Genomic DNA, 21,676 nt, shown 5'->3' on the forward strand with positions numbered 1-21,676 from the left:
GGCAGAAATGACCGCGTCACCGGGGTGCGAACGGGTCCGATGACGAGGCGGGAGCGTCCGGGCCGGTTGAGCTCTGCACGCGAACTTGCAAGCCGATGGATGACAGCGCCGCCGCCAGCCCCCACATGGGGCGCATGCGTCGCCAACCAAGCATCATCCGCGTCATCGACCTAGAGACCACTGGCAACGCCCCGCCCCAGCATGGGGTTTGCGAAATCGGATGGCAGGATGTCGCCCTGGGGGCGGACGGCCGCTGGGAGCTGTATGGCGAAGGCGGGCAGCGGCTGGTCAATCCGGGAAGGTCGATGCCGCCGATCACGCAGGCGATCCATCATATCCGTGATGAGGACGTGGCCGATGCACCATGGTGGCACGACGTCGCCCGCAACGTCCTTGACCCTTATCCGCGCCGCGTGGCGCTTGCCGCGCATCGCGCCGACTTCGAACAGCAATTCTGCACCCCCGCGCTTACTCACGGCGCGGAGTGGATCTGCACCTGGAAGTGCGCGCTGCGGCTGTGGCCCGATTCTCCCAGCTTCTCGAACCAGGTGCTGCGCTATTGGCGCAAGCCGGCAGGGTTGGATCACGAGCGGGGTCTGCCAGCCCACCGCGCCTTTCCGGACGCCTATGTCACGGCCCATCATCTGCGCGACCAACTAAACGAGGCAAGCGTCGCGCAATTGCTCGAATGGTCGAGCATTCCGGCCCTTCTGCCGCGCGTGCGCTTCGGCCCCGATCGTGGCAAGCCGTGGAACGAGATCGAGGAAGAAAGCCTCGTCAAGTTTCTGACCGATCGCGATCCCGATGTGCGGTTCACCGCCGAAACGGAGCTGGCGCGTCGCCGTGGCGGCGGGCTGGTCGGCCGCATGAGCGCGCAGGAACTGCTGCTTTGACTCAGGTCAAGGCAGCACCTCTGGCGTTTTTCCCGATCCGCTCCTAGACGCAGCAGCGATGGCCGGGGAACGGGGGCAAAGCTTCGCTGCGGGCGAAGGCAGGATTGGGCGCGTGCTGATTGGCTTCATGGCCATCGGCTTTCTCGCGCTGATCGCGGCTGGCATCGCCGCTGCCTGGGTGACGGGCGAGTTGGCGCGGCACAGCCAGGCCGTGTCCCATACCTATGAAGTCGAGCTGGCGATCGCCGACACACGGCGGCTGATCGAGCAGGGCGAGACGACACGGCGCGGCTTCCTGCTTTCGCCCGAGACGACCAGCTTTCTTGATTCCTATACCGATGCGGCAAACGCCTTGCCCCGCTTCGCCAAGAAGCTGCGCCAGCTCACCTACGACAATCCCCGCCAGCAATCGAACGTTCGCAAGTTGGAACAGCAATTGCGGGAACTGGTGGCGCTGCGCACGCGAAGCGTCGAGCTCATCGTCGACGGCAGGATCTCGGAAGCCAATGAGCTCTTCCAGGCGGAACTGAGCAGCACACGACTGGGCAACATCCGCAAGATCTTCGACGCCATGGCCCGCGAGGAGCGCAAGCTGCTGGCCAGCCGCGACGCGCAGCAGGAACGCAGCCTCAACCTGTTCTACACCGTGCTGGCGGTCGCGGGTATATTGCTGGTCGCCGTCGCGCTGGCATCACTGCTGGTCGTGGTGCGCTACACCACCGACCTCGCGCAATCGCGCGAACAGCTTCAGCAGCTGAACGAAAGCCTCGAAGCGATCGTCGTGGATCGGACGGCGGACCTGTCACGCGCCAATGACGAGATCCAGAGATTTGCCTATATCGTGAGCCACGACCTTCGTTCACCACTGGTGAACGTGATGGGGTTCACCGCTGAACTGGAAGCCGCAACGGCCGCGCTGCGCGAGATGGTTCAGCAGGTGCAACAGGACGCGCCCGATCTTCTTACCGAGGATGCGCGCCTGGCAGCGCAAGAGGATCTGCCCGAGGCGATTGGTTTCATCCGCACCTCCACGCAGAAGATGGACCGGCTGATCAACGCCATCCTTGCCCTGTCGCGGCAAGGCCGCCGCGTGCTTGCACCCGAGCTGCTCGACCTCACTCGCATGGTCGATCAGATCCGCGACTCCATGGCCCACCGGCTTGACGAGACCGGCGCCAGCATCGAGGTGGACGGCACCTTGCCGCGGCTCGTCAGCGACCGGGTGGCGATCGAACAGATCCTTTCCAACCTGATCGAGAATGCGGTGAAATACCGGCATCCCGATCGGCCCGTCGAGGTACAGGTCAGCGGCGGCACGGCTGGCGACCGGGTGTGGATCACCGTATCCGATAATGGCCGCGGTATCGATCCGCGGGATCATGAACGCGTGTTCGACCTGTTCCGCCGTTCGGGTGCGCAGGACCAGCCCGGCGAAGGGATTGGCCTGGCCCATGTGCGCGCCCTCGCCTATCGCCTCGGCGGTACGATTACCTTGCGCTCGGCGCTTGGCGAAGGGGCAACCTTCCGCTTATCGCTTCCGCCGACGCTGAGCCTGCAGGAAAAGTCTTGAGATGAACGCACATCAATCCGTCAGCATCGTGATGATCGAGGATGACGAAGGTCACGCCCGCCTCATCGAGAAGAATATTCGCCGCGCAGGCATTCTGAACGACATCAAGCACTTCCTCGACGGGACAAGCGCGCTCGACTACCTTTTCAACGCGCCCGAAGGCCCGATGCTGAACGGCCCCGCGCTGGTGCTGCTCGACCTCAACCTGCCCGACATGAGCGGGACGGACATTCTGGCGAAGATCAAGCAGTCGGAAGGGCCGGTGAAGCGCACGCCCGTCGTGGTGCTCACCACCACGGACGACAGCCGCGAGATCCAGCGCTGCTACGATCTGGGCGCCAACGTCTACATCACCAAGCCGGTGAACTATGAGAGCTTCGCGCAGGCGATCCGCCAGCTGGGTCTGTTCCTGTCCGTCATCCAGGTTCCCGACATCGAGGGATGAGCCAGATCGTGGCCCTGATCGCATCATCGCTTGAGGCCACGGTTCACGCACGCGTGGTCCGGTGCGATCCGGTCATGGTGGCCTGATGGACCGCATCCTCTACATCGACGATGATGAAGGCATCCGGCGCCTGGCCTCGCGCGCGCTCGCGCGCCGGGGCTGGGATGTCACCACCGCGGAAGGCGGCGAGCTCGGCGTGCGCATCGCCGCTGAGCAGAAGTTCAACCTAGTCGCCGTCGATCATTACATGCCGGGGATCGATGGGCTGGAAACGCTCGCCCGATTGCGCGAGCTGCCCGATCCGCCGAGCGTCGTCTATGTCACCGGATCGGAGGAACAGCGGGTTGCGGTCGCCGCATTGCGCGCCGGTGCATCGGACTATGTCGTCAAATCGGTGGGCGACGATTTCTTCGACCTGCTCGACGCATCCTTTCGCGCCGTGGTCTCCCATGCGCAGCTTGAGAAGCAGAAATCGGCGGCCGAGGAGTCGCTCCGCGTGTCCAACGCGCGGCTCGAGGCTTTGCTTGCCGAGGTCAATCACCGCGTCGCCAATTCGCTGCAGCTCGTGTCGGCCATGGTGCGGCTTCAGGCTGGCGCGCTCAGCGATCCAGGCGCCCGTGCCGCGCTGGAGGACACGCAGCGTCGGATCAGCGCCATCGCACAGGTGCACCGCCGCCTCTACACGGGCGGCGACGTGGAGCATGTCGACATGCGCGAGTATCTCGGCACTCTGGTTGATGAACTGGCGGAAACCTGGTCGACGGTTGATCGCCCGCGCGCGCTCCGGCTGGTGGCAGATGCAATCCGGCTGCCCACGGACCGCGCGGTCTCGCTGGGTGTCATCGTCACTGAACTGGTGAGCAACGCCTGCAAATACGCCTATCCCGCCGGAAGCGGCGAGGTGCGCGTCGCACTGCATCGGGAAGGCGAAGACGTGTTCCTGCTGGCGGTGGAAGATGATGGCGTCGGCATGTCCGGCGGCATCTCGCCGGGGGGCACGGGCGTCGGCACGAAGCTGATCCGCGCCATGGCGCAGAGCCTCCAGTCGAACGTCGAATATGATCCCGCGCACCGCGGCACCCGCGCCATTCTGCGTGCCGCCCTGGCCTGATCGCAACGCCCGCCGCTTTCGTAGCGGTGATGAAAATCGCTGCGTTTCAGCCTAGAAGGCCGGCCAGCCCAATTGAGGAGCCCGCAATGAAGACCCGTGCCGCCGTCGCGTTCGAAGCGAAAAAGCCGCTGGAGATCGTCGAGCTCGACCTCGAAGGGCCGAAGGCCGGCGAGGTGCTGGTCGAGATCATGGCGACCGGCATCTGCCACACGGACGCCTATACCCTTGACGGCCTTGATTCCGAGGGCATCTTCCCGTCGATCCTGGGCCATGAAGGCTGCGGCATCGTGCGCGAGGTGGGGCCGGGCGTGACAAGCGTCGCGCCGGATGATCACGTCATCCCGCTCTACACGCCCGAATGCCGCCAGTGTAAGTCGTGCCTCAGCCAGAAGACCAACCTGTGCACCGCCATCCGCGCAACTCAGGGCAAGGGGCTGATGCCGGACGGCACCAGCCGCTTCAGCTACAAGGGTCAGCAGATCTTCCACTACATGGGCTGCTCCACCTTCTCGAACTTCACCGTTCTGCCGGAAATCGCAGTGGCGAAGATCCGCACCGACGCGCCGTTTGACACCAGCTGCTACATCGGCTGCGGCGTCACCACTGGTGTTGGCGCGGTAGTGAACACCGCCAAGATGGAGCCGGGCGCGACGGTGATCGTGTTCGGACTGGGCGGCATCGGCCTCAACGTGATTCAGGGCGCCAAATTCGCCGGCGCGGCGCGGATCGTTGGCGTGGACATCAACCCGGACCGGGAGGAATGGGGCCGCAAGTTCGGCATGACCGATTTTGTGAACCCCAAGACTGTCAGTGACATCGTGCAGCATCTGATCGCGATGACCGACGGCGGCGGCGATTATACCTTTGACTGCACGGGCAACACCGTCGTCATGCGCCAGGCGCTGGAAAGCGCGCATCGCGGCTGGGGCGAATCGATCGTCATCGGTGTGGCGGAGGCCGGAAAAGAGATCGCCACGCGCCCATTTCAGCTGGTGACGGGTCGGGTCTGGAAAGGCTCGGCCTTTGGCGGCGCACGCGGCCGCACGGACGTGCCCAAGATCGTCGACTGGTACATGAACGGCCTGATCCAGATCGATCCGATGATCACGCACCGGCTGACGCTTGACGAAATCAACAAGGGTTTTGACCTGATGCATGCGGGCGAGAGCATCCGCAGCGTGGTGGTTTACTGATCCCTCTGGCTGTCAGCGAAGCGGGCGGAAGCGTGAAATGCAGCCGCCCCTCGACTCCCGCTCCGCCGGTGGGCATGACACTCCCCTAATCTAGGGGAGAGGACCGATGTTCAGCCACGTCATGGTTGGATCAAACGATATCGCGCGTTCGCGTAAATTCTACGATGCCCTGTTCGGCTCGCTGGGTGGAAACCCCGCGATCGAGGACGACAAGGGTCGCCTGATCTACATGTTGAACGGCGGACTGTTCCTGGTGACCAAGCCGATTGACGGCGAAGCGGCCACCCACGCCAATGGCGGCACGATCGGTTTCGCCATGTCCGGGCCCGAGCAGGCGGACGCCTGGCACAAGGCGGGCGTTGCGAATGGCGGCGAGGCGATCGAGGATGCACCGGGCGTGCGCTCGGCCGGGTTCGGCAACCTGTACCTCGCCTATCTCCGCGATCCGGACGGCAACAAGCTGTGCGCCATGCACCGGATGCCGTCCTGACATCATGATCCGCTAACATCGACGCCGGCTCGCCATATTCCACGGCGGCCGGCGTTCTACCTTCTGTTCATCCGCTGCGTGTCACGCCGCTGAGCGCCAGCTGCGCATCGATCGTGGCAATCAGCCGGTCGAGCGCTGCCTGGTCACGCGCCTCGGCGCGGGCGGTGAGCATGGATTGCGTGTTGGACGCGCGCAGCAGCCACCAGCCATCTGCCGTCGTGACGCGGGCGCCATCGGTGCGATCGACCCTCGCGCCATCCGCGGCGAGCCGCGCCAGCACTTCCTGCACCACCTCTTCGCGCCGCGCCTCCTCCACCGGAAAGCGCAGCTCGGGCGTGGCCACCACATCGGGAAAGGCATCGCGCATCGCAGCCAGCGTCTTGCCGCCGCCACCGATGGCGCGGATCAGCTGTATCGCGGCATAGAGCGCGTCGTCGTGGCCGCCCAATTCGCCGAAGAAGATATGCCCGCTCATCTCGCCGGCGATCGGGGCGCCGACCTCGTGCATCATGGTCTTGATGTTGCTGTGCCCGCTCTTCCACATCACTGGCCGGCCGCCGAGCTCCGCGATCCGATCGAAAAGCGTGGCGCTCGCCTTCACGTCAGCGACGATCGCCGCGCCCGGCTGGCGGCGCAGCACCGGCTCCGCCAGGATCGCAAGCAATTGATCCCCCGCGATCACCCGCCCTTCCCCGTCCACCGCGCCGATGCGATCGCCATCGCCATCGAAAGCTACACCGAAATCAAGCTTTTCGCGGGCGACGAGCGCCTTCAAATCGGCAAGGTTCGCCTCTTCGGTAGGATCGGGATGATGGTTGGGAAAATTGCCGTCTACCTCGGTGAACAGCAGGTGATGCTCACCCGGCAGGAGCTGGACGAGGCGCTCGATCGCCGGACCGGCGGCACCATTGCCCGCGTCCCATCCAACGCGCAGCGGGTAGAGGCGATCCCCCGCGATCAGGCGCGCGACATAATCCGCGAGCATCTCGACATCGCTGACGCCCCCAGCCCCGCTCTCCACCTCGCCCTGCTCCGAGAGCGCCGCAAGCGCCATGATGTCTGATCCGAAGAACGGGCGATGGCCAAGCACCATCTTGAAGCCATTGTCGTCGCGCGGATTGTGGCTGCCCGTCACCTGAATGCCGCCGTCCACCTCCAGGTGGCGCTCCGCGTGGTAGAGCATCGGTGAGGGGCCGACACCGATGCGGATCACGTCCACCCCGGCGGCGCGCAGCCCTTCGACCAAGGCTGCTTCCAGCATAAGTGAGGAGAGCCGCCCGTCGCGCCCGACGACAACGCGGGTACCGCCGCTCCGGCGAACGATCGAGCCGAAGGCGCGGCCGATCGCCGTTGCATCCGGCGCGTTCAACGTCCGGCCGACGGTGCCGCGAATGTCATATTCACGCAGGATGGACGAGGGAAGCCGGTGCCGCATCCCTTCTGCTTACGCGGCCTGCGACACCCTCGTCACCCCCCGAGCATTCGCCCGCGCGGCGCGCGTCCCTACTCGTACCGCAGTGCCCGTATCGGATTGGCACGCGCGACCTTGAAGGCGTGGCCGGCGATCGTCACCACCGCGATCGTCAGCGCCAGAACTCCCGCCAGCAGGAACGGCAGGGGCGTCAACGCCATGCGCGTGTCAAAGCTGTTCAGCCAATCGCGCATCACCCACCAGGCGACCGGCCAGGCGATGAGGTTGGCGACCAGCACCGGACGGCTGAACTGCCATACGAGCAGGCGAACGATGTCGAGCGTCCGCGCGCCCAGCACCTTGCGGATGCCGATCTCCTTGGTGCGGCGTTCGGCGGTGAAGGCGGCGAGCCCGAACAGCCCGAGGCAGGCGATCACGACGGCCAGGATCGCGAAGCCGGCGAAGATCTGCGCGCGGCGTGCCTCGGCCTTGTAGAGGTCCTCCACAATCGCCTCACTGAACTGCGCCTCGAACGGCACGTCGCTGACCGCCTGTTTCCACACCTGCTCGACGCCGGCGCGAACGGTGGCTGGATCGCCATCGTAGCGGATCACCATATGGGTCGTGCCTTCGCGCGTGCCGAGGAACACGATCGGGTCCAGCGGCTCACGTACCGAGCGGAAGCGCGAATCCTTCACCACGCCGACGACGGTGATCGGCATTTCCCCGACCTCCGGCCCCATGCCGAGCCGGAAGGTCTTGCCGATGATCTCCTGCGGCGTGCGCGCGCCCAGCTTGCGTGCGGCATATTCATTGATCACGACATTGGATCCGCGCGCCACCAGCGCCCGTGTTTCCTCCGGCGTCTCGGGGAAGGAAAGCGTTTGGTCGTCCATCGGGCGGGCGGGGTCGAACCAGCGGCCGGCGACGACCTCCAGCCCCATGGCATCGCGGAACCCTGTATCGACGCGGTAGCGGCCGAGGGACACCGGCTCCGACCGGCCGGGCACGAGCACGCCGGTGTTGCTGTTGTTCATGGTGGCAACGCCGATGTCCGTTCGGCCGACCGCGACGACCCCCGGCACGCGCCGCATGCGCTCGGCCAGTTGCTCGCCCCGGCCGATCAGCTGATACCGGCTGAGATTCTCGACCTGCAGGATATGATCGCGCTTGTACCCTGGATCGACCGACCGTGCGTACACCGTCTGGCCGTAGACAATGGCGGTGCAGATGATGAGGGCGATCGATATCGCGAACTGCCCTACGACGAGGATGCTGCGCAGCCGCCCGCTGCCCGGCGTTTCCGCCGAGGACTTGTTCGCCTTCAGCACGCTCGCCGGCTGGAACCGCGACAGAAAGAAAGCCGGGTAAAGGCCGCCGAGCAGACCGACGATCACCACCAGCGCCAGGGCGGGAAGCAGCATTCCGCTACCGCCGAAATAGTCAAAGGTGAGATCGGCATCGAGGAAGCTCGCGAAGGGTCGGATCAGCAGCTCCCCCAGTGCCAGCGCGATGACCACGGCGATCAGCGCGACCAGCAGGGATTCGCCGACGAACTGCGCGATCAGCTGCTTGCGCGTGGCGCCCAATACCTTGCGCAGCGCCACTTCTCGCGCGCGCTGGCCCGCCCTCGCGGTCGCCAGGTTGGTGAAGTTCACCACCGCCATGCTGAGGATCAGCACAGCGATCACGGCAAAGGTGGCGATGGTGCTGCGATCATTGCCCGGCGTCAGCGATCCGGACTGCGCCTTGCCAAGGTGCACATCGGCGATCAGCACCAGCTTCCAATCGGCGTCATCGCCCTGGTTGAAGCGATTACCGCCAAAATTCTCATCCGGGATATTGCGCTTTTCCCAGGCGGGCATCTGCGCATTGATGGCGCCAACGTCGCTGCCGGGTTTCAGCTTCACATAGACCCAGCCGGACTGGCAGCCCCAGCAGGTCAGAAACTCCCGCTCCTGCGCGAAATAGGACGGGAAATCGCGCCGGACCACGGCATTGATCTTTAGATGCGAATTCTTGGGCAGGTCGGCGATCACCGCGTTGATGCGGTAATCATAGGTCTTGCCCTTCTGGATCAGGCTGATCGTGCGGCCCACCACGTCATCGGTGCCGAACTGCCGCACGGCCTCCGATCGGGTGAGGATGGCAGTGTCCGGCGCATTGAGCGCGCCCTTTGATCCCCGGAGTACCGGCAGGTCGATCACCGATAGCAGATCGCCATTGGAGACGAGGTAATTCTTCGCCGTCGTGACCTGCCCGTCCTTCACGATCGTCGGGCTGCCGGCGAGAAGATAGACGGTGCTCTCGACCTGCGGGAAATCCTTCCGCATCCGCTCTTCGGCAACATAGCTGGCCATCTGGAGGAAGAACGGCGGTCCGTCGCGCGGATCGGCATACCAGGTCTGGAGCTGATAAGTGTTCTCGCCCCCCGGCACCCAGCGGTCAAAGCTGGTTTCATAGCGAATGAAGGCGAGGATCAGCAGGCACGCCGCCATTCCGATCGCCAGACCCAAGAGGTTGATGATCGAATACACGCGGTTCTTGGCCAGCGCATTGATCGCAACGGTGAAATAGTTTCGCCACATGGCGGGCGCCTCCTAGACGGATCGGGCGGGCTGAAGGGGGGCGGGCGCGATCATGCCGCGCGCCGGCGTTCCTGGAGAATCCGACCGTCCAGCATGTTGACCACGCGACTGGCGTAATCGGCATGGGCGGGCGAGTGGGTGACCATCACGATGGTCGATCCTTCCGCGTTCAGCTGCTGCAGCATGCGCATCACCTCCTCGCCATGATTGGTATCAAGATTGCCGGTCGGCTCGTCGGCCAGGATCAGCTTGGGCGTGGCAACCAGCGCGCGGGCCACCGCCACACGCTGCTGCTGGCCACCGGAAAGCTGGCTAGGGCGATGGCGGGCGCGGTGACCGATGCCCACGCGGTCCATCACCTCCTCCGCCCGCGAGCGCCGCTCCTTGGCGGAGACGTCGTGATAGAGCAGCGCCAGTTCGATATTGTCGCGCACGGTCAGCTCGTCGACCAGATTGAAGCTCTGGAAGATGAAGCCGATGTGCGCCTTGCGGAACGCCGCGAGCTTCGCCTCGCCCAGGCCGGCGACCTCCGTGCCATCGAAGACATAGGAGCCGCTGGTCGGGCTATCGAGCAGGCCGATGACGTTGAGCAGCGTCGATTTGCCGCACCCGGACGGTCCCATGATCGCGACGAATTCCCCCGCGGCGATATCCAGGTCGATCCCGTCCAGCGCCACCGTCTCGACGCTGTCGGTGCGATACAGCCGCATCACGTCACGCATCCGAAGCATCAAATATCCTTTCCTTGGGTGAGATCGAGCGCGTCCTTGTCGGCGAACCCGGTGTAGGGGGAGGTGATCACGCGCTCGCCCGGCGTGAGCCCGTCGAGCACCTCGACATGATCCTGATTGCGGCGGCCCAGCCGAACAGGGCGCTTCACTGCGGAGCGGCCATCGGGCGCCACCACGAACACCCAGGCGCCGCCCGTGTCGTTGTAGAAGCCGCCGTTCGGGATCAGCACCGCGGACGCAGGATCGCTGAGCGTCAGCCGCGCCTGCACCGTCTGGCCGCGCTGCAGCCGTTCCGGCTCCGCACCGACGAACTGAAGCTCGATCTGGAACTGGCCGTTCTGCACCTGGGGGAAGATCTTGGTGACGCGCGCCAGGTGGGTACGGCTGCCGGCATCGATCCGCGCCTTCTGCCCCACTTCCACACGGCCCAGGAAGAACTCATCCACGCCGGCCTGCAGCTTGTTGCGGCCGGGTGAATCGATCTGGCCGATCCGCTCGCCCGGCGACATCGACTGGCCGACCTGGATCGAGAAACCGGACAATTGCCCCGCGACCGGCGCGCGCAGGTTCAGCGCGTCGAGATTGGCGCGAGCCAGCTCCAGCCCCGCCTGAAGCGAGGCCGTTGAGGCGCGCTGCTGCGCAAGCTGGCCGCGTTGCAGCTTGTCATCCGTGCTGCGGCCCTGACGCACCACGGCGAGCCGCTGGCGCTCGTAGCGCAGCTGGTCGCCCGTGTCGGCGAACTGCCGGCCGGCGATGAAGCCACGCGCTGCCAGCGGCGCCTCGCGATCGAACTGGCGCTGCGCCTTTTCCAGCGCGAGCTGCGCCTCCAGCACGGCGCGCTCGTTCAGCACGCGGGTCTGTGCGAGCGAAAGCTCCTGCGCGCGCATGTTGTTGATCTGCTGCTCGACCTCCGTCTGGCGCGCGAGCGTCGACAGTTGCAGCTCCGCATTCGAGAGGATCGCGATCGGCTGGCCCGCGGCGAGCATGGTGCCATCCTCCACCAGCACCTTTTCGACCCGCCCGCCCTCGATCGCGTCGATATACACGGTAAGGAGCGGGGTGACTCGGGTGCGCAGCGGGATGTAATCCTCGAACGTACCACGCTGCACCGACGCGATCGTCAGCCTGTCGGCGGCGATCGACTGCGTGCTGCCGCGAGGCACGATCCACCAGATCAGCAGAGTGATGGCGATCAGCCCAAGTGCCGCACCGGCGATCACCCAGGAGCGCGGCAGACGCTTGCGCGCCACGACACGGTCCATGCCGCTGCCCGACACGGCGCGCGGCTCCGCCGGAAGGTCTTTCGGCATGTGCACGACGCTCATCGCGTCCGGATCCGAACGGAAGTGTGCGAAATCGGACGGTTCACATCGCCACCGCGATGCTGAGGTGCGGCGTCACGACCGAGAAGGAGATCGTCGGCGTTGAAGCGCTGGCGGGCGCTCGTGCGAGAGCGACACCGGCGACCACGACAGCGGCGAGCAACAGCAAACGGGGAAGGAGCACCTTGGTCATGATCGGCCCCTTGCAGGCCGCGTGCCAGTTGGCTCAACGCGTGTTGCCGAAGCGGCTTAGGTTCGATCGACAGGATCGGTGAAGCTAAGGGTATGGGCCGATCCGCACACCGGAAAATTCCCGACTTTTCGGATCCGCACGCCAAGAATTAGGATAGAGCGCCGGCATGAGAAACGGCGAAAATCAGCTAAGAGCTTGAGAAACTGTACTTTGCCCGGGCTGGCACAAGACTTGATTGTTCAAAGTCGAACAGTAGCTGTACGAGAGCGGACGGGATGGGGCCTGAATTCGATCGCTGCGTGATCGTCGACGATGACGACGATATCCTGCTGGCAGCGCGATTGCTGCTGCGGCCGCTCTTTCGCGAGGTGCTGACCGCGCGAACGCCGGAGGAGGCGCTGCCCGACATCGAGGAGCGCGCGCCGGACGTGGTGCTGCTGGACGCGAACTTCGCGCGGGGCGCGACCGACGCCAGCGAAGGGCTGGAGTGGCTCGACCGGCTGACCGCGATCGATCCGGAAATGGTGGTGGTAATGATCACCGCGCATGCCGGCGTGCATGTCGCGGTGGCGGCGATGAAGCGCGGCGCGACGGATTTCGTGCCCAAGCCATGGTCCAACGATCGTCTGCTCGCCACCGTCCGAACCGCTGCCGCGCTTCGCCGCTCCCGCAGCGCAGCGGGGGCGCCGCAGCCGGCGCCCGCGTCCAAATCCCCGTTGCTGGGGCATTCGCCAGCCATGGCGCGGGTCCATTCACTGATCGACCGGGCGGCGCCGACCGATGCCAATGTTCTGGTGCTGGGCCAGAACGGGACAGGCAAGGAAGTGGTCGCGCGCGAACTGCACGCCCGATCGCTACGCGCGACCAAGGTGCTTCAGACGGTGGATCTTGGCGCGATCGCCACCGAGCTGATCGACAGCGAATTATTCGGCCATGTGAAAGGTGCGTTCACCGACGCCAAGGCCGATCGCATCGGGCGCATCCAGGCGGCGGACGGCGGCACATTGTTTCTGGACGAGATCGGTAACCTGCCCCTTCACCTGCAACCCAAGTTGCTGACCGCGCTGGAGCAGCGGCAGGTGACGCCGGTGGGCGCGAACAAGCCGGTGAAGGTGAACATCCGGGTGATCGCCGCCACCAACATGCCGCGCGAGCGGCTGATGGACGAACGGCTGTTCCGCCAGGATCTGCTCTATCGCCTAAATACGGTGGAGATCGCGCTGCCGCCGCTGGCGGAGCGGCCCGAGGACGTGATCGAGCTGACCGAGCATTTCCTCGCCCATTATGCCGCGCGCTACGAGCGCCCCTGCCCGGTGCTGAGCGATGCCGCGCGCGTCGCGCTGATCGCGCATGACTGGCCCGGCAACGTGCGCGCGCTGCGCCATGCGGTGGAGCGCGCGACCATTCTCGCCGCCCGTCCTGTTCTTGAGCCCGAGGATTTCGGCCTGGAAGCGGGCATGCACCGCGCCGTCGCTCATCACCCGAGCAGCCCGCCGCCGGATCTGAACCTGGACCGGGTGGAACGGCGGCTGGTGGAGGAGGCGCTGCGCAAGCACGGCTACAACATCACGCTCGCCGCCGGCGAATTGGGGCTTTCACGGGCGGCTCTCTATCGGCGCATGGAAAAGCATGGGCTTTGACCGGCGCTTCACGCTGGGCCTGATCTTCCGCATATCGGTGCTGCTGCTGGCGCTGATGGCGGTGGTCTGGGCTTTCCGCACGCCGTCGCTGGTGATGGTGCGGGTGGTGACGATCGGCATTTCGATGCTGGCCGCGCTGACGCTGTGGCGGCATGTCGCGCGCACCAATCTGGAACTGGCGCGCTTCCTCGAGGCGGTACGGCTGGGCGATTTCGCCGCGCACTTTCCCGAGGCGGGCGGCGCCGGCTTCGGCACGCTGGGCGCGGCGCTGAATGACACCATCCGGCGCCTGCGCGAACAGCGCGGGCAGACGGATGCCGAGCTGCGGTACAAGGACGCCCTGATCGACGACATGCCGATTGCGCTGCTGACGATCGATGGCGGCCGCGTGGAGCCCGGCAACAAGGCCGCGCGGGCGCTCTTCACCCGGCACAGCGGCGTCAGGGCGGAAGATTACGCCACCTATGGCGCCACTTTCGCTCGGCGCCTGGCCGACGAGGATGCGGCCGGCGAGGAGATGCTGATCCTGAACCTGGACGGGCGTGCCAAGCGAACCCTGGTGCGTCAGGCGACGCTCAATCGCCTGGGCCGGCGGACCCGCGCCGTGGTGGTCCAGCCGGTGCAGGAAACGCTGGATGCCGTGGAAATGGCAGCGCAGACCGACATCATTCGCGTCCTGACGCATGAAATCCTGAACTCGCTGACACCGGTCATGTCACTGGCGCAGACGACTGCGACGCTGCTGTCTGATGAGCATGTCGATGCCGCCCGGATTGCCGACGCGCGCGAGGCCGCCAACACCTTGGCGCGCCGCACGCAGGGCCTCGGTCATTTCATCGACAGTTATCGCGTCGTCGCGCGCGAGCCGACGGTGGTGCAGCACGCGTTTCCGGCGACCGAGTTCGCGGAGGAACATGCCCGGCTGTTCCGCGCCGAATGGCCCGACGTGGCATTGCAGGTGAATGCCGATCCGCTCACCATTCACGGTGACCGGGCGCTGCTGTCGCAATTGCTGCTGAACCTGATGCGCAACGCCGCGCAGGCCGCCAGCGAGCACCGCCCCGACCCGCAGGTGACGCTGACCATCGCACCAGCCCGCCCGGTATTGATCGAGGTGGCGGACAATGGCCCGGGCGTGCCCGCGAAGCTGCGACAGGAGGTGTTCCTGCCGTTCTTCACCACCCGCGCGAAGGGCACGGGGGTGGGGCTGAACCTCGCGCGACAAATCGCGGTGGCGCATGGCGGCACGCTGGAGGTGCATGATGCGCCCGGAGGCGGCGCGCTGTTTCGCCTGCTCCTGTGATGCGCCTTCGCCCGCTCAGGAGGCACTGAGCGGGCGCCTCACGTCAGCGAAGCCAGGCGAAAGCGCTGGCGAGCCGGGCCGTGCCGCCACCCCGGAATATATCGCCATGCGCGAACACCACGCGCTCGGGTGCAAGCGCCATCATCCTCTCGACCGCCGACCGGACGGAATCGGCACGCATCCGCAGCGCCGATCGCAGGTGAAAGGCGGTGGTGCCCGCCGTTGCGCCCGTGGCCCGCATCACGGCCGCGGTGGCCGGGCGAAGCTTTGCCGGGTCGAGATTCTCTATGAGGTCGGTCAGCACCAGCGTGCGGCTCGGGTGGTGAAAAAACCATGCTTCCTCGAAGCCCCCACCGCCATGGACGATCCCCTGCTCAATGTCCGCATTCCACGCCAGCGGGCCACCCTCGACCAGATCATTGTCGATCCGCACGCCCGATTGCTGGACCTGCGATCGCTGGCGCAACGCCGGTACGGCCCAGGTGGTGGCATCAGGAAAGGCGCGCTGCCAGTCCTTCAGGAACGTCCAATGCGCCAGCGACGGCGCCACCAGGTGGCGGATCGGGCCGAGCGCACCGAGCGCCTTCGCCAGTGCCGGCGTATAACGCGTCGGCGAATGGAGCCACAGGCTGCCGTCCTTGAGGCGGATCACCGTCATGCGGATCGGCAGCTTCATGCCGAAGGCGCTGATCGGGCCACTGTCCACGATCCACAGATCATCGGCCAGCGGCTTGGGCGTGTCGAGCGGATGGTAGCCGATGTCCTCGTCTTCGCTGGCCGCGCCGCGGGCCAGGAACGCGCCGGCCGCGGTCAGGCCGATCGCAGCGACAGCTGCGCCCAGCCGCCAGCCACGGCTGGCGCGCGCGGGAGGCGTTGCTGCCCATTCCCCCGCCTCGGCCGCCGCGATCAGCGGAACGTGATTGCTGGCGGGCGCGAGTGGCGGCGATATGTGGCCGGCCTCCCCGCCGATCTCATTGCGGTGCATGGCGATCAGTTCCTCCCTCAATACGGGCTTCAGCGTCTTGCCGCTGGCATTGCGGGGAAACTCTTTGCTGCGCACCGCGATCCGCACCGGCACCTTGAACGGCGCGAGATGGCGTGCGGCATGGGCGATCAGCTCCGCCTCGCTAACGGCAGCCCCGGGTCGCAACTGCACCAGGGCGCCCACTTCCTCGCCCAGGATGCGGTGCGGCAGGCCGACCACGGCAGCGTCCATCACATCGGGATGGGCGACAAGGATGTCCTCGATCTCCACGCAATAGACGTTCTCGCCGCCGCGGATCAGCATGTCCTTCGCGCGGTCGAGCAGATAGACGAAGCCCTCCTCGTCGATGCGGCAGATGTCGCCGGTATGATACCAGCCGTCGGTGAAGCTCTGGCCCGTTGCGTCGGGATTGTCCCAATAGCCGGCGACGATATTGGGCCCGCGTATCCACAATTCGCCCGCCTGCCCGCGCGGCCGTTCGTTGCCGTCCTCGTCCACGACCTTCACGTCGCATACCGGCACCGGCATGCCGACGCTGTCGGGATGGCGAAGATAATCCTCCGCGCTGTTGGCGATCGACACGGAGGAGGTTTCCGTCGCGCCATAGCCCTGGCTCGGCTTGAACCACGGAAACAGCTCGGCAAATTTCAGCGTTAGTTCGGGTGCGATCGCCGCCCCGCCATAGCCATAGCTGTCGAGGCTGGAGAGATCGCGCTGGGCGAAATCGGGGGATTCCAGTACCTGCCACACCATGGCGGGCACGCCGGTGGTAGAGTTGACCCGCTCGCTCTCGACCAGTTCCAGGAACCTTTCCGGATTCCACTTGTGCATCAGGATCAGCTTGGCACCCGCGATCACCGTCGGGATCAGCATCGAATTGGTGCCGGTCACGTGAAACAGGGGTACCGGCAGCAGGTTCACCCGCTGCGGCGCGTCCGGATCCGGCACCGGCAGGGGATCGCCGCGCCGGATGGTCGCGCGAGCAGCGCCGAAGGTGATCGAAATGACGTTGGTTAGCACATTGCGGTGCGTGCCGAGGGCGCCCTTGGGCCGGCCGGTCGTACCGCTGGTGTAGAGGATGGTCGCGGGATCATCGGTATGGAGCCCGGGATCGGGCATCGGATCGTCGGGCAGATCGGCATAGCGATCGCGCGGGCCGATCAGCGCATCCAGCGGGACCGCCCTGGTCCCATGAGCGTCAGCGGTGCGCACCGAGATGAGGCAGTCGAGCGCCAGACCATCGACATAGGGCGCCAGCCGCTCCAGCCGCTCGCCATCGACGATCGCCACGCGCGCACCGGAATTCTCGATGCCATAGGCCAGTTCGTCTCCGAGCCCCCAGGCGTTCAGCGGCGTCACCACGGCGCCGATCGACATGCCCGCCCAGAAAGCGATTGACCATTCGGGCAGGTTGCGCATGGCCACCACCAGCCGGTCACCCTTGCGCACACCGAAGCGGTCGTGAAGCACCCGGCCAAGCTGACCCGCCGCGCGGAAATGCTCGCCATAGGTCTGGCGCTCGCCCTCGTAGATGATGAACTCGCGCGATCCCCAGCTTCGCGCCAGATCGAACACCTGGCGAAGGTCGTTCATGGCGTTGACATAGGTGCGCAAGGGAACGCCGCGGATCACCTCCTCACGCGTTTCGAACGGCGCGCCGGGCGCGGTCAGGACACGATAGGCTTCGGGCAGGTCAACCGCGGGCCACGGGCGATCGTTCACGATGACAGCAGGCTGCCCATCCATATCCTTATCCTCTCGCTGCGCCGGCTGTGCGGCCTTTGCAAAGATGAGTGTTGGATGATTGCCGCTAGGGCAAGGCCGAATCGGGGAATGGCTCATGCAATAACGGCGGGCGATCGGGGCTCCCCAGCCCGATCATCCCGCCGTTGTGCCACCGGCCGCGCAGCGGCCGGACGGATCAGAAGCGAACGCGCCCCGTGACGCCATAAAGGCGCGGCTGGCCGAGGAAGGCGCCATAGGTGCCGCTCTGCAGCGGCTGATCCACGATCACCTGATAATATTCCGAGTTCGTCAGGTTCTGCGCCCAGACCTCAAGCGACCATGCCTCATTCTCCGGCTCGATGCCGACGCGCGTGTTCAGTACGGCGAACGGCTCCTGGACCTTCAATGGATCGAGATTGGATCCGGTGTTGTAGCGCGACGACCATTTCAGCGAGGCCGAGGCGAGCAGGTTCAGATCAGCCGTGATCGGCTGCTTCGAGGTGAAGCCGCCAGTGACGTTCCACTTGGCCGCATAAGGCAGGCGATTGCCCGACAGGCGGGTGAGGTTCGGCAGCGGCGCAGGGAAGTCACCAAACTTCGTATCGGCGTAAGTGGCGCCGGCGTTCAGCGTAAGGCCCTGAATGCCCGTGTTGAACAGCAGGTCGAGATCCACGCCCTTTGACGTCACCTTGGGAATCGACGTCACCACGAAGCTGACACCGGTATAGGTGTTGAGCTGGAAGTCCTTGTAGGTCTGGTAGAAGCCCGCAAGGTTCGCCAGCAGACGCCGGTTGAACAGGGTCGTTTTCGTGCCGAGCTCGTAGCTTTCGACCTTTTCCGTCGCAAAGGACGTGTCGGGATTGAGCACGCCGGGCGAGAGTCGCGCACGATCAAGGTTGAAGCCGCCCGACTTGAAGCCGTTGGCATAGGCGCCATAGGCCATCACTTCGGGCGAGATGCGATATTGCAGCTTCGCCGATCCGGCCCAGCGGTTCTCCGGCCGTCGCTGTGAGATGGTCGCATCGTTGAAGGCGACATCCGCGGTCGGCGAACAGATCGCGGCGAGCGCGGCGGCCGGCAGGCGACGGGCGATCGCGGCCGCGCAGGCATTCCCCGGCGAGGTATTGGTGTAGTGCGACGTCGCGCGCTTGACCTCATCGGTGTAGCGGATGCCCAGCGTCAGATCGAGACCTTCGGCCAGGGTGAACGTATTGTCGGTGAACACCGCGAACGAGCTGGCACGATGACGGTGATAATCCCGCTGGCCCGTGTTGGCGACGAAGTTGGTGCCCACCGGTAGCCCCGTCAGCGCGGACACGGTGTTCGCGTTGGCGCCGCTCGACAGCAGCAGGCCGAAATAGCGCTCATAGTCCGAACCGAAGAAGGTGTTCTGGCGGCTGATCAGCCGCTCGTCGGCATAGAAGACACCAAGGATCGAGTTCAGCCAGTCGCTGCTGTAGGAAAGCCGGGCTTCCTGCGAGAAGACCTTGAACTGGTTCGAATTGCCTTCGGACTCGCGATACCACAGGTCGGCCGACGAATAGTCCACGTCGACGCCGCTGTTCGAACGATAGAAGCGATACGCGGTGATCGAGGTCAGATTGAAGCTGTCGCTCAGCTCCCAATCCACCTGCGCCGAAACGCCGCGGTCGCGAATGCGGAAGTCGGTCGGGCGATTGGCATAGGTGTTGCGATCGAACGGATCCCTGTTGCGCAGGGTGCCGGCATCTGATGCCAGTGCATCGACGAACGCCCCGGTGGGCCCGGTGATGCTGGGCGCGTTGACGCAGCAATCCTCGTCGCGTTCCGACCAGTCCCCGATCAGTCGCACATCGATCGTGTCGGTCGGGCGGATCAGCAGCTGGGCGCGGATCGTCCAGTTGTTCTCATTGTCGGCCTCCGTGCTGGTGCGCGGGCCAGCGCCGGTGCGCACGTTCCAGAAGCCGTCACGCTCACGCTTCAGCGCGAAGATGCGGCCGGCCACGGTATCGCCGATCAGGCCGCCGGTTGCTGCGCCAGACACCGTCCAGGCGTTGTAATTGCCATAGCTGCCGACGAATTCCGCCGACGGGTTGAAGCTGGGCGCGGCGGTGACGACGTTGATGACGCCCGCCGACATGTTCTTGCCGAACAGGGTTGATTGCGGGCCCTTGAGCACCTCCACCCGTTCCATTTCGCCCAGATCGCCGAAGGCGACGCCGCTGCGCGCACGGTACACACCGTCGACGATCGTGCCCACCGAGCTCTCGAGGCCCGGATTGTCGCCGACCGTGCCGACGCCGCGGATGCGGATCGAGGTTTGTGCCGGGCTGGTGGAGGAAGTGACGTTCAGGCCCGGCGTGATCGTCTGCAAATCCTTCACGTCGCGCACGCCCGCAGCCTCGAGCTGCTGCTGGTTCAGCACCGACACCACGATCGGCACGTCCTGCAGCCGCTGCTCGCGCTTTTGCGCCGTTACGATGATATCGCCGGTTTCAGCCTGCGGGCTACGCTCTTCGGCGGCGGCGCTGGTGGTGGTCGCGACGTCCGTTCCCACCTGCGCTTCCGACGATGGCGTCGCCGATGCGGCGTCTTGGGCAAAGGCTGGGCTGGCGGCCACCATGGCGGCGGCGAGTGCGAATACGGACGCAGTGTTACGCAACATGGTTGTTTCTCCCCTGAGCGGGCGCTGATCACGCCTCTCTTCCCGCCACCGTTCGCTGGTGCGGGTTGCGCTCCTTACAGGGGATTACCGCCCGATTGTAAGCTGCCAATTGTGTTAGGGGGCCCGGCGGCATTCGCCACCCGGCGGCGCGTTCCAGACGTCAGCCGGGCAGCCAGCGGGGGCCGCTGCTCGCCTGATCGTCCAGCGCGATCGGCGACGGGAGATGGATGAATTCCACCTGCATTCCCCAGGGCGCAACGCCAAACCAGCAGCGGTTGCCAGGCCCCTTCTCCTTGCCGCCAAGCTCGATCGGCCCTTCGCGCATCGTCCCTCCGGCATCGCGGAAGCGCGCCGCGGCTTCCTCCAGATCGTCGACGTACAGTGCGAAATGGTGGATCCCCATGTGACTCGGGGCATCGGCCGTGGCGCCATGCCCGCCCTCCACCTCGAACAATTCCACGTTCGCGCCGTCAGCGATCCGCATCATCCGCATGGCGATGATGCGCGTGCCCGGCTCCAGGCCGTTCTTGTCGCACATCTCGTCGCCCTCCTGCGACTTGCCGCCCTTCTCGATCAGCGCGTAAAGCGTCTTTGCGCCGAACGCCTGCTGGAAGAACCGCTCCGCCGCCTCGATCCCTGGCACCGTGATGCCGACATGTTCGATGCCCTTGATCACACCCACGTCCGTCTCCTGTATCGGCAAGAGAACGGCGCCGTGCCTGAGCGGTTGCGTAACCGTGGACGGTATGGCTTGAGCGGCGGGAAAAAGCGCATATATACTGATCGTTATGGAATCGACCGCTGCACCGTCCCTGAAGGGCCGTCCGCGTGAGTTCTGCGTTGACGAGGCGCTGAGCAAGGCGCTGGGCGTGTTCTGGGCAAAGGGTTATGAGGGGGCCTCCATGGCCGACCTCACTGACGCCATGGGCATCACCAAGCCGAGCCTTTATGCCGCGTTCGGCAACAAGGAAGCCTTGTTTCACAAGGCGCTCGATCTCTACGAGGCAGAAAAGCTCGCTTATACCCGCGAGGCGCTGAAGCAGCCCACGGCAAGGGCGGTGGCGGAGCATTTCATGCGCGGCGCGATCGAGGCGCAGACCAGCACCTGCGATCCCAAGGGATGCCTTGGCGTGATCAGCGCCACTGCCTGCGGCGCCGAAGCGGAATCGATCAAGGCCGATGTGATTGCCCGCCGCGCCTCATCGCAGGAGGCGCTGATCGAGCGCTTCCGCCAGGCGAAGCGCGATGGCGACCTGCCCGATCATGTCGAGCCTGAAAGCCTGACGCTGTACCTTTACGCCATCCTGCAGGGCATGGGCGTGCAGTCCGGGTCCGGCGCCTCACGCGAGGAGCTGGAACGTGTCGTGGAGACCAGCCTCATGATGTGGCCCACCGCCTGAGCGGTGGACCCGTGAGGCTGGGTCGACCCTGC

17 protein-coding genes are annotated in these 21,676 nt (G+C 65.5%); 9 read left to right on the forward strand and 8 right to left on the reverse strand.

The window, feature by feature from the left end:
- Window positions 1-134 precede the first annotated feature (134 nt).
- The 6 genes from BMX36_RS10670 to BMX36_RS10695 all read left to right on the forward strand — a co-directional run bounded on the left by BMX36_RS10670 (window position 135) and on the right by BMX36_RS10695 (window position 5,702).
- Entirely contained in the window at window positions 135-893 is a 759-nt protein-coding gene (locus BMX36_RS10670) for an exonuclease domain-containing protein (RefSeq protein WP_066782263.1), read from the forward strand.
- Window positions 894-951: 58 nt separating this feature from the next.
- On the forward strand, window positions 952-2,463 hold the full coding sequence (locus BMX36_RS10675; RefSeq protein WP_093064992.1) for a sensor histidine kinase: 1,512 nt from the start codon (window positions 952-954) through the stop codon (window positions 2,461-2,463).
- A 1-nt stretch (window position 2,464) separates the two neighbouring features.
- Window positions 2,465-2,908 (forward strand): response regulator, encoded by a 444-nt coding sequence (locus BMX36_RS10680; RefSeq protein WP_066782256.1) that lies wholly within the window; start codon window positions 2,465-2,467, stop codon window positions 2,906-2,908.
- Between the two features lie 85 nt (window positions 2,909-2,993).
- Window positions 2,994-4,019, forward strand: a complete 1,026-nt coding sequence (locus BMX36_RS10685) for a sensor histidine kinase (protein ID WP_066782257.1) — start codon at window positions 2,994-2,996, stop codon at window positions 4,017-4,019.
- Between the two features lie 86 nt (window positions 4,020-4,105).
- Window positions 4,106-5,212, forward strand: a complete 1,107-nt coding sequence (locus BMX36_RS10690; protein WP_093064994.1) for an S-(hydroxymethyl)glutathione dehydrogenase/class III alcohol dehydrogenase — start codon at window positions 4,106-4,108, stop codon at window positions 5,210-5,212.
- 106 nt (window positions 5,213-5,318) lie between these two features.
- Window positions 5,319-5,702, forward strand: coding sequence for a VOC family protein (locus BMX36_RS10695; RefSeq protein WP_066782259.1), 384 nt, complete (start codon window positions 5,319-5,321; stop codon window positions 5,700-5,702).
- Between the two features lie 67 nt (window positions 5,703-5,769).
- Here the strand turns inward: BMX36_RS10695 and pgmG are convergent, their stop codons facing one another.
- The 5 genes from pgmG to BMX36_RS21710 form a co-directional block, all read right to left on the reverse strand.
- A complete protein-coding gene (gene pgmG, locus BMX36_RS10700; protein WP_093064996.1) occupies window positions 5,770-7,137 on the reverse strand; it encodes a phosphoglucomutase/phosphomannomutase PgmG in 1,368 nt (455 codons plus the stop codon).
- A gap of 68 nt (window positions 7,138-7,205) precedes the next feature.
- Entirely contained in the window at window positions 7,206-9,701 is a 2,496-nt protein-coding gene (locus BMX36_RS10705; RefSeq protein WP_093064998.1) for an ABC transporter permease, read from the reverse strand.
- Between the two features lie 50 nt (window positions 9,702-9,751).
- A complete protein-coding gene (locus BMX36_RS10710) occupies window positions 9,752-10,432 on the reverse strand; it encodes an ABC transporter ATP-binding protein (protein WP_066775170.1) in 681 nt (226 codons plus the stop codon).
- Entirely contained in the window at window positions 10,432-11,742 is a 1,311-nt protein-coding gene (locus tag BMX36_RS10715; protein WP_256210730.1) for an efflux RND transporter periplasmic adaptor subunit, read from the reverse strand. The genes BMX36_RS10710 and BMX36_RS10715 overlap by 1 nt, the downstream gene beginning before the upstream one ends.
- 55 nt (window positions 11,743-11,797) lie before the next feature.
- Window positions 11,798-11,947: a hypothetical protein gene (locus BMX36_RS21710; RefSeq protein ID WP_177179083.1), complete on the reverse strand. Its 150-nt coding sequence runs from the start codon at window positions 11,945-11,947 to the stop codon at window positions 11,798-11,800.
- Window positions 11,948-12,222: 275 nt separating this feature from the next.
- On the opposite strand from BMX36_RS21710, the gene BMX36_RS10720 reads away from it, so the two are divergent.
- A complete protein-coding gene (locus BMX36_RS10720) occupies window positions 12,223-13,587 on the forward strand; it encodes a sigma-54-dependent transcriptional regulator (RefSeq protein WP_093065002.1) in 1,365 nt (454 codons plus the stop codon).
- Entirely contained in the window at window positions 13,577-14,890 is a 1,314-nt protein-coding gene (locus BMX36_RS10725) for a sensor histidine kinase (protein WP_093065004.1), read from the forward strand. The genes BMX36_RS10720 and BMX36_RS10725 overlap by 11 nt, the downstream gene beginning before the upstream one ends.
- A gap of 43 nt (window positions 14,891-14,933) precedes the next feature.
- On the opposite strand, the gene BMX36_RS10730 is transcribed toward BMX36_RS10725, so the two are convergent.
- The 3 genes from BMX36_RS10730 to BMX36_RS10740 all read right to left on the reverse strand — a co-directional run bounded on the left by BMX36_RS10730 (window position 14,934) and on the right by BMX36_RS10740 (window position 20,926).
- The gene (locus BMX36_RS10730) at window positions 14,934-17,621 is read right to left on the reverse strand and encodes an AMP-binding protein (protein ID WP_093065006.1); all 2,688 of its coding nucleotides are present in this window, start codon (window positions 17,619-17,621) and stop codon (window positions 14,934-14,936) included.
- Window positions 17,622-17,796: 175 nt separating this feature from the next.
- Window positions 17,797-20,244, reverse strand: coding sequence for a TonB-dependent receptor (locus tag BMX36_RS10735; protein WP_093065008.1), 2,448 nt, complete (start codon window positions 20,242-20,244; stop codon window positions 17,797-17,799).
- A gap of 160 nt (window positions 20,245-20,404) precedes the next feature.
- The gene (locus tag BMX36_RS10740; protein WP_177179084.1) at window positions 20,405-20,926 is read right to left on the reverse strand and encodes a VOC family protein; all 522 of its coding nucleotides are present in this window, start codon (window positions 20,924-20,926) and stop codon (window positions 20,405-20,407) included.
- Window positions 20,927-21,032: 106 nt separating this feature from the next.
- Here BMX36_RS10740 and BMX36_RS10745 point away from each other — a divergent pair, with 106 nt between their 5' ends.
- Entirely contained in the window at window positions 21,033-21,644 is a 612-nt protein-coding gene (locus BMX36_RS10745; RefSeq protein WP_066782120.1) for a TetR/AcrR family transcriptional regulator, read from the forward strand.
- Window positions 21,645-21,676: the final 32 nt, after the last annotated feature.

The sequence above is a fragment of the Sphingomonas sp. OV641 genome, from assembly GCF_900109205.1.
Classification (GTDB): Bacteria; Pseudomonadota; Alphaproteobacteria; order Sphingomonadales; family Sphingomonadaceae; genus Sphingomonas.

Bases quoted from the DNA above. Each gene is read 5' to 3' on its own strand.
- BMX36_RS10690 (WP_093064994.1), top strand. From the start codon at position 4,106: ATGAAGACCCGTGCCGCCGTCGCGTTCGAAGCGAAAAAGCCGCTGGAG.
- BMX36_RS10725 (WP_093065004.1), top strand. From the start codon at position 13,577: ATGGGCTTTGACCGGCGCTTCACGCTGGGCCTGATCTTCCGCATATCG.
- BMX36_RS10735 (WP_093065008.1), bottom strand. From the start codon at position 20,244: ATGTTGCGTAACACTGCGTCCGTATTCGCACTCGCCGCCGCCATGGTG.
- BMX36_RS10685 (WP_066782257.1), top strand. From the start codon at position 2,994: ATGGACCGCATCCTCTACATCGACGATGATGAAGGCATCCGGCGCCTG.
- BMX36_RS10705 (WP_093064998.1), bottom strand. From the start codon at position 9,701: ATGTGGCGAAACTATTTCACCGTTGCGATCAATGCGCTGGCCAAGAAC.
- BMX36_RS10730 (WP_093065006.1), bottom strand. From the start codon at position 17,621: ATGGATGGGCAGCCTGCTGTCATCGTGAACGATCGCCCGTGGCCCGCG.
- BMX36_RS10680 (WP_066782256.1), top strand. From the start codon at position 2,465: ATGAACGCACATCAATCCGTCAGCATCGTGATGATCGAGGATGACGAA.
- BMX36_RS10720 (WP_093065002.1), top strand. From the start codon at position 12,223: ATGGGGCCTGAATTCGATCGCTGCGTGATCGTCGACGATGACGACGAT.
- pgmG (WP_093064996.1), bottom strand. From the start codon at position 7,137: ATGCGGCACCGGCTTCCCTCGTCCATCCTGCGTGAATATGACATTCGC.
- BMX36_RS10670 (WP_066782263.1), top strand. From the start codon at position 135: ATGCGTCGCCAACCAAGCATCATCCGCGTCATCGACCTAGAGACCACT.
- BMX36_RS10710 (WP_066775170.1), bottom strand. From the start codon at position 10,432: ATGCTTCGGATGCGTGACGTGATGCGGCTGTATCGCACCGACAGCGTC.
- BMX36_RS10695 (WP_066782259.1), top strand. From the start codon at position 5,319: ATGTTCAGCCACGTCATGGTTGGATCAAACGATATCGCGCGTTCGCGT.
- BMX36_RS10715 (WP_256210730.1), bottom strand. From the start codon at position 11,742: ATGCCGAAAGACCTTCCGGCGGAGCCGCGCGCCGTGTCGGGCAGCGGC.
- BMX36_RS10675 (WP_093064992.1), top strand. From the start codon at position 952: ATGGCCGGGGAACGGGGGCAAAGCTTCGCTGCGGGCGAAGGCAGGATT.
- BMX36_RS21710 (WP_177179083.1), bottom strand. From the start codon at position 11,947: ATGACCAAGGTGCTCCTTCCCCGTTTGCTGTTGCTCGCCGCTGTCGTG.
- BMX36_RS10745 (WP_066782120.1), top strand. From the start codon at position 21,033: ATGGAATCGACCGCTGCACCGTCCCTGAAGGGCCGTCCGCGTGAGTTC.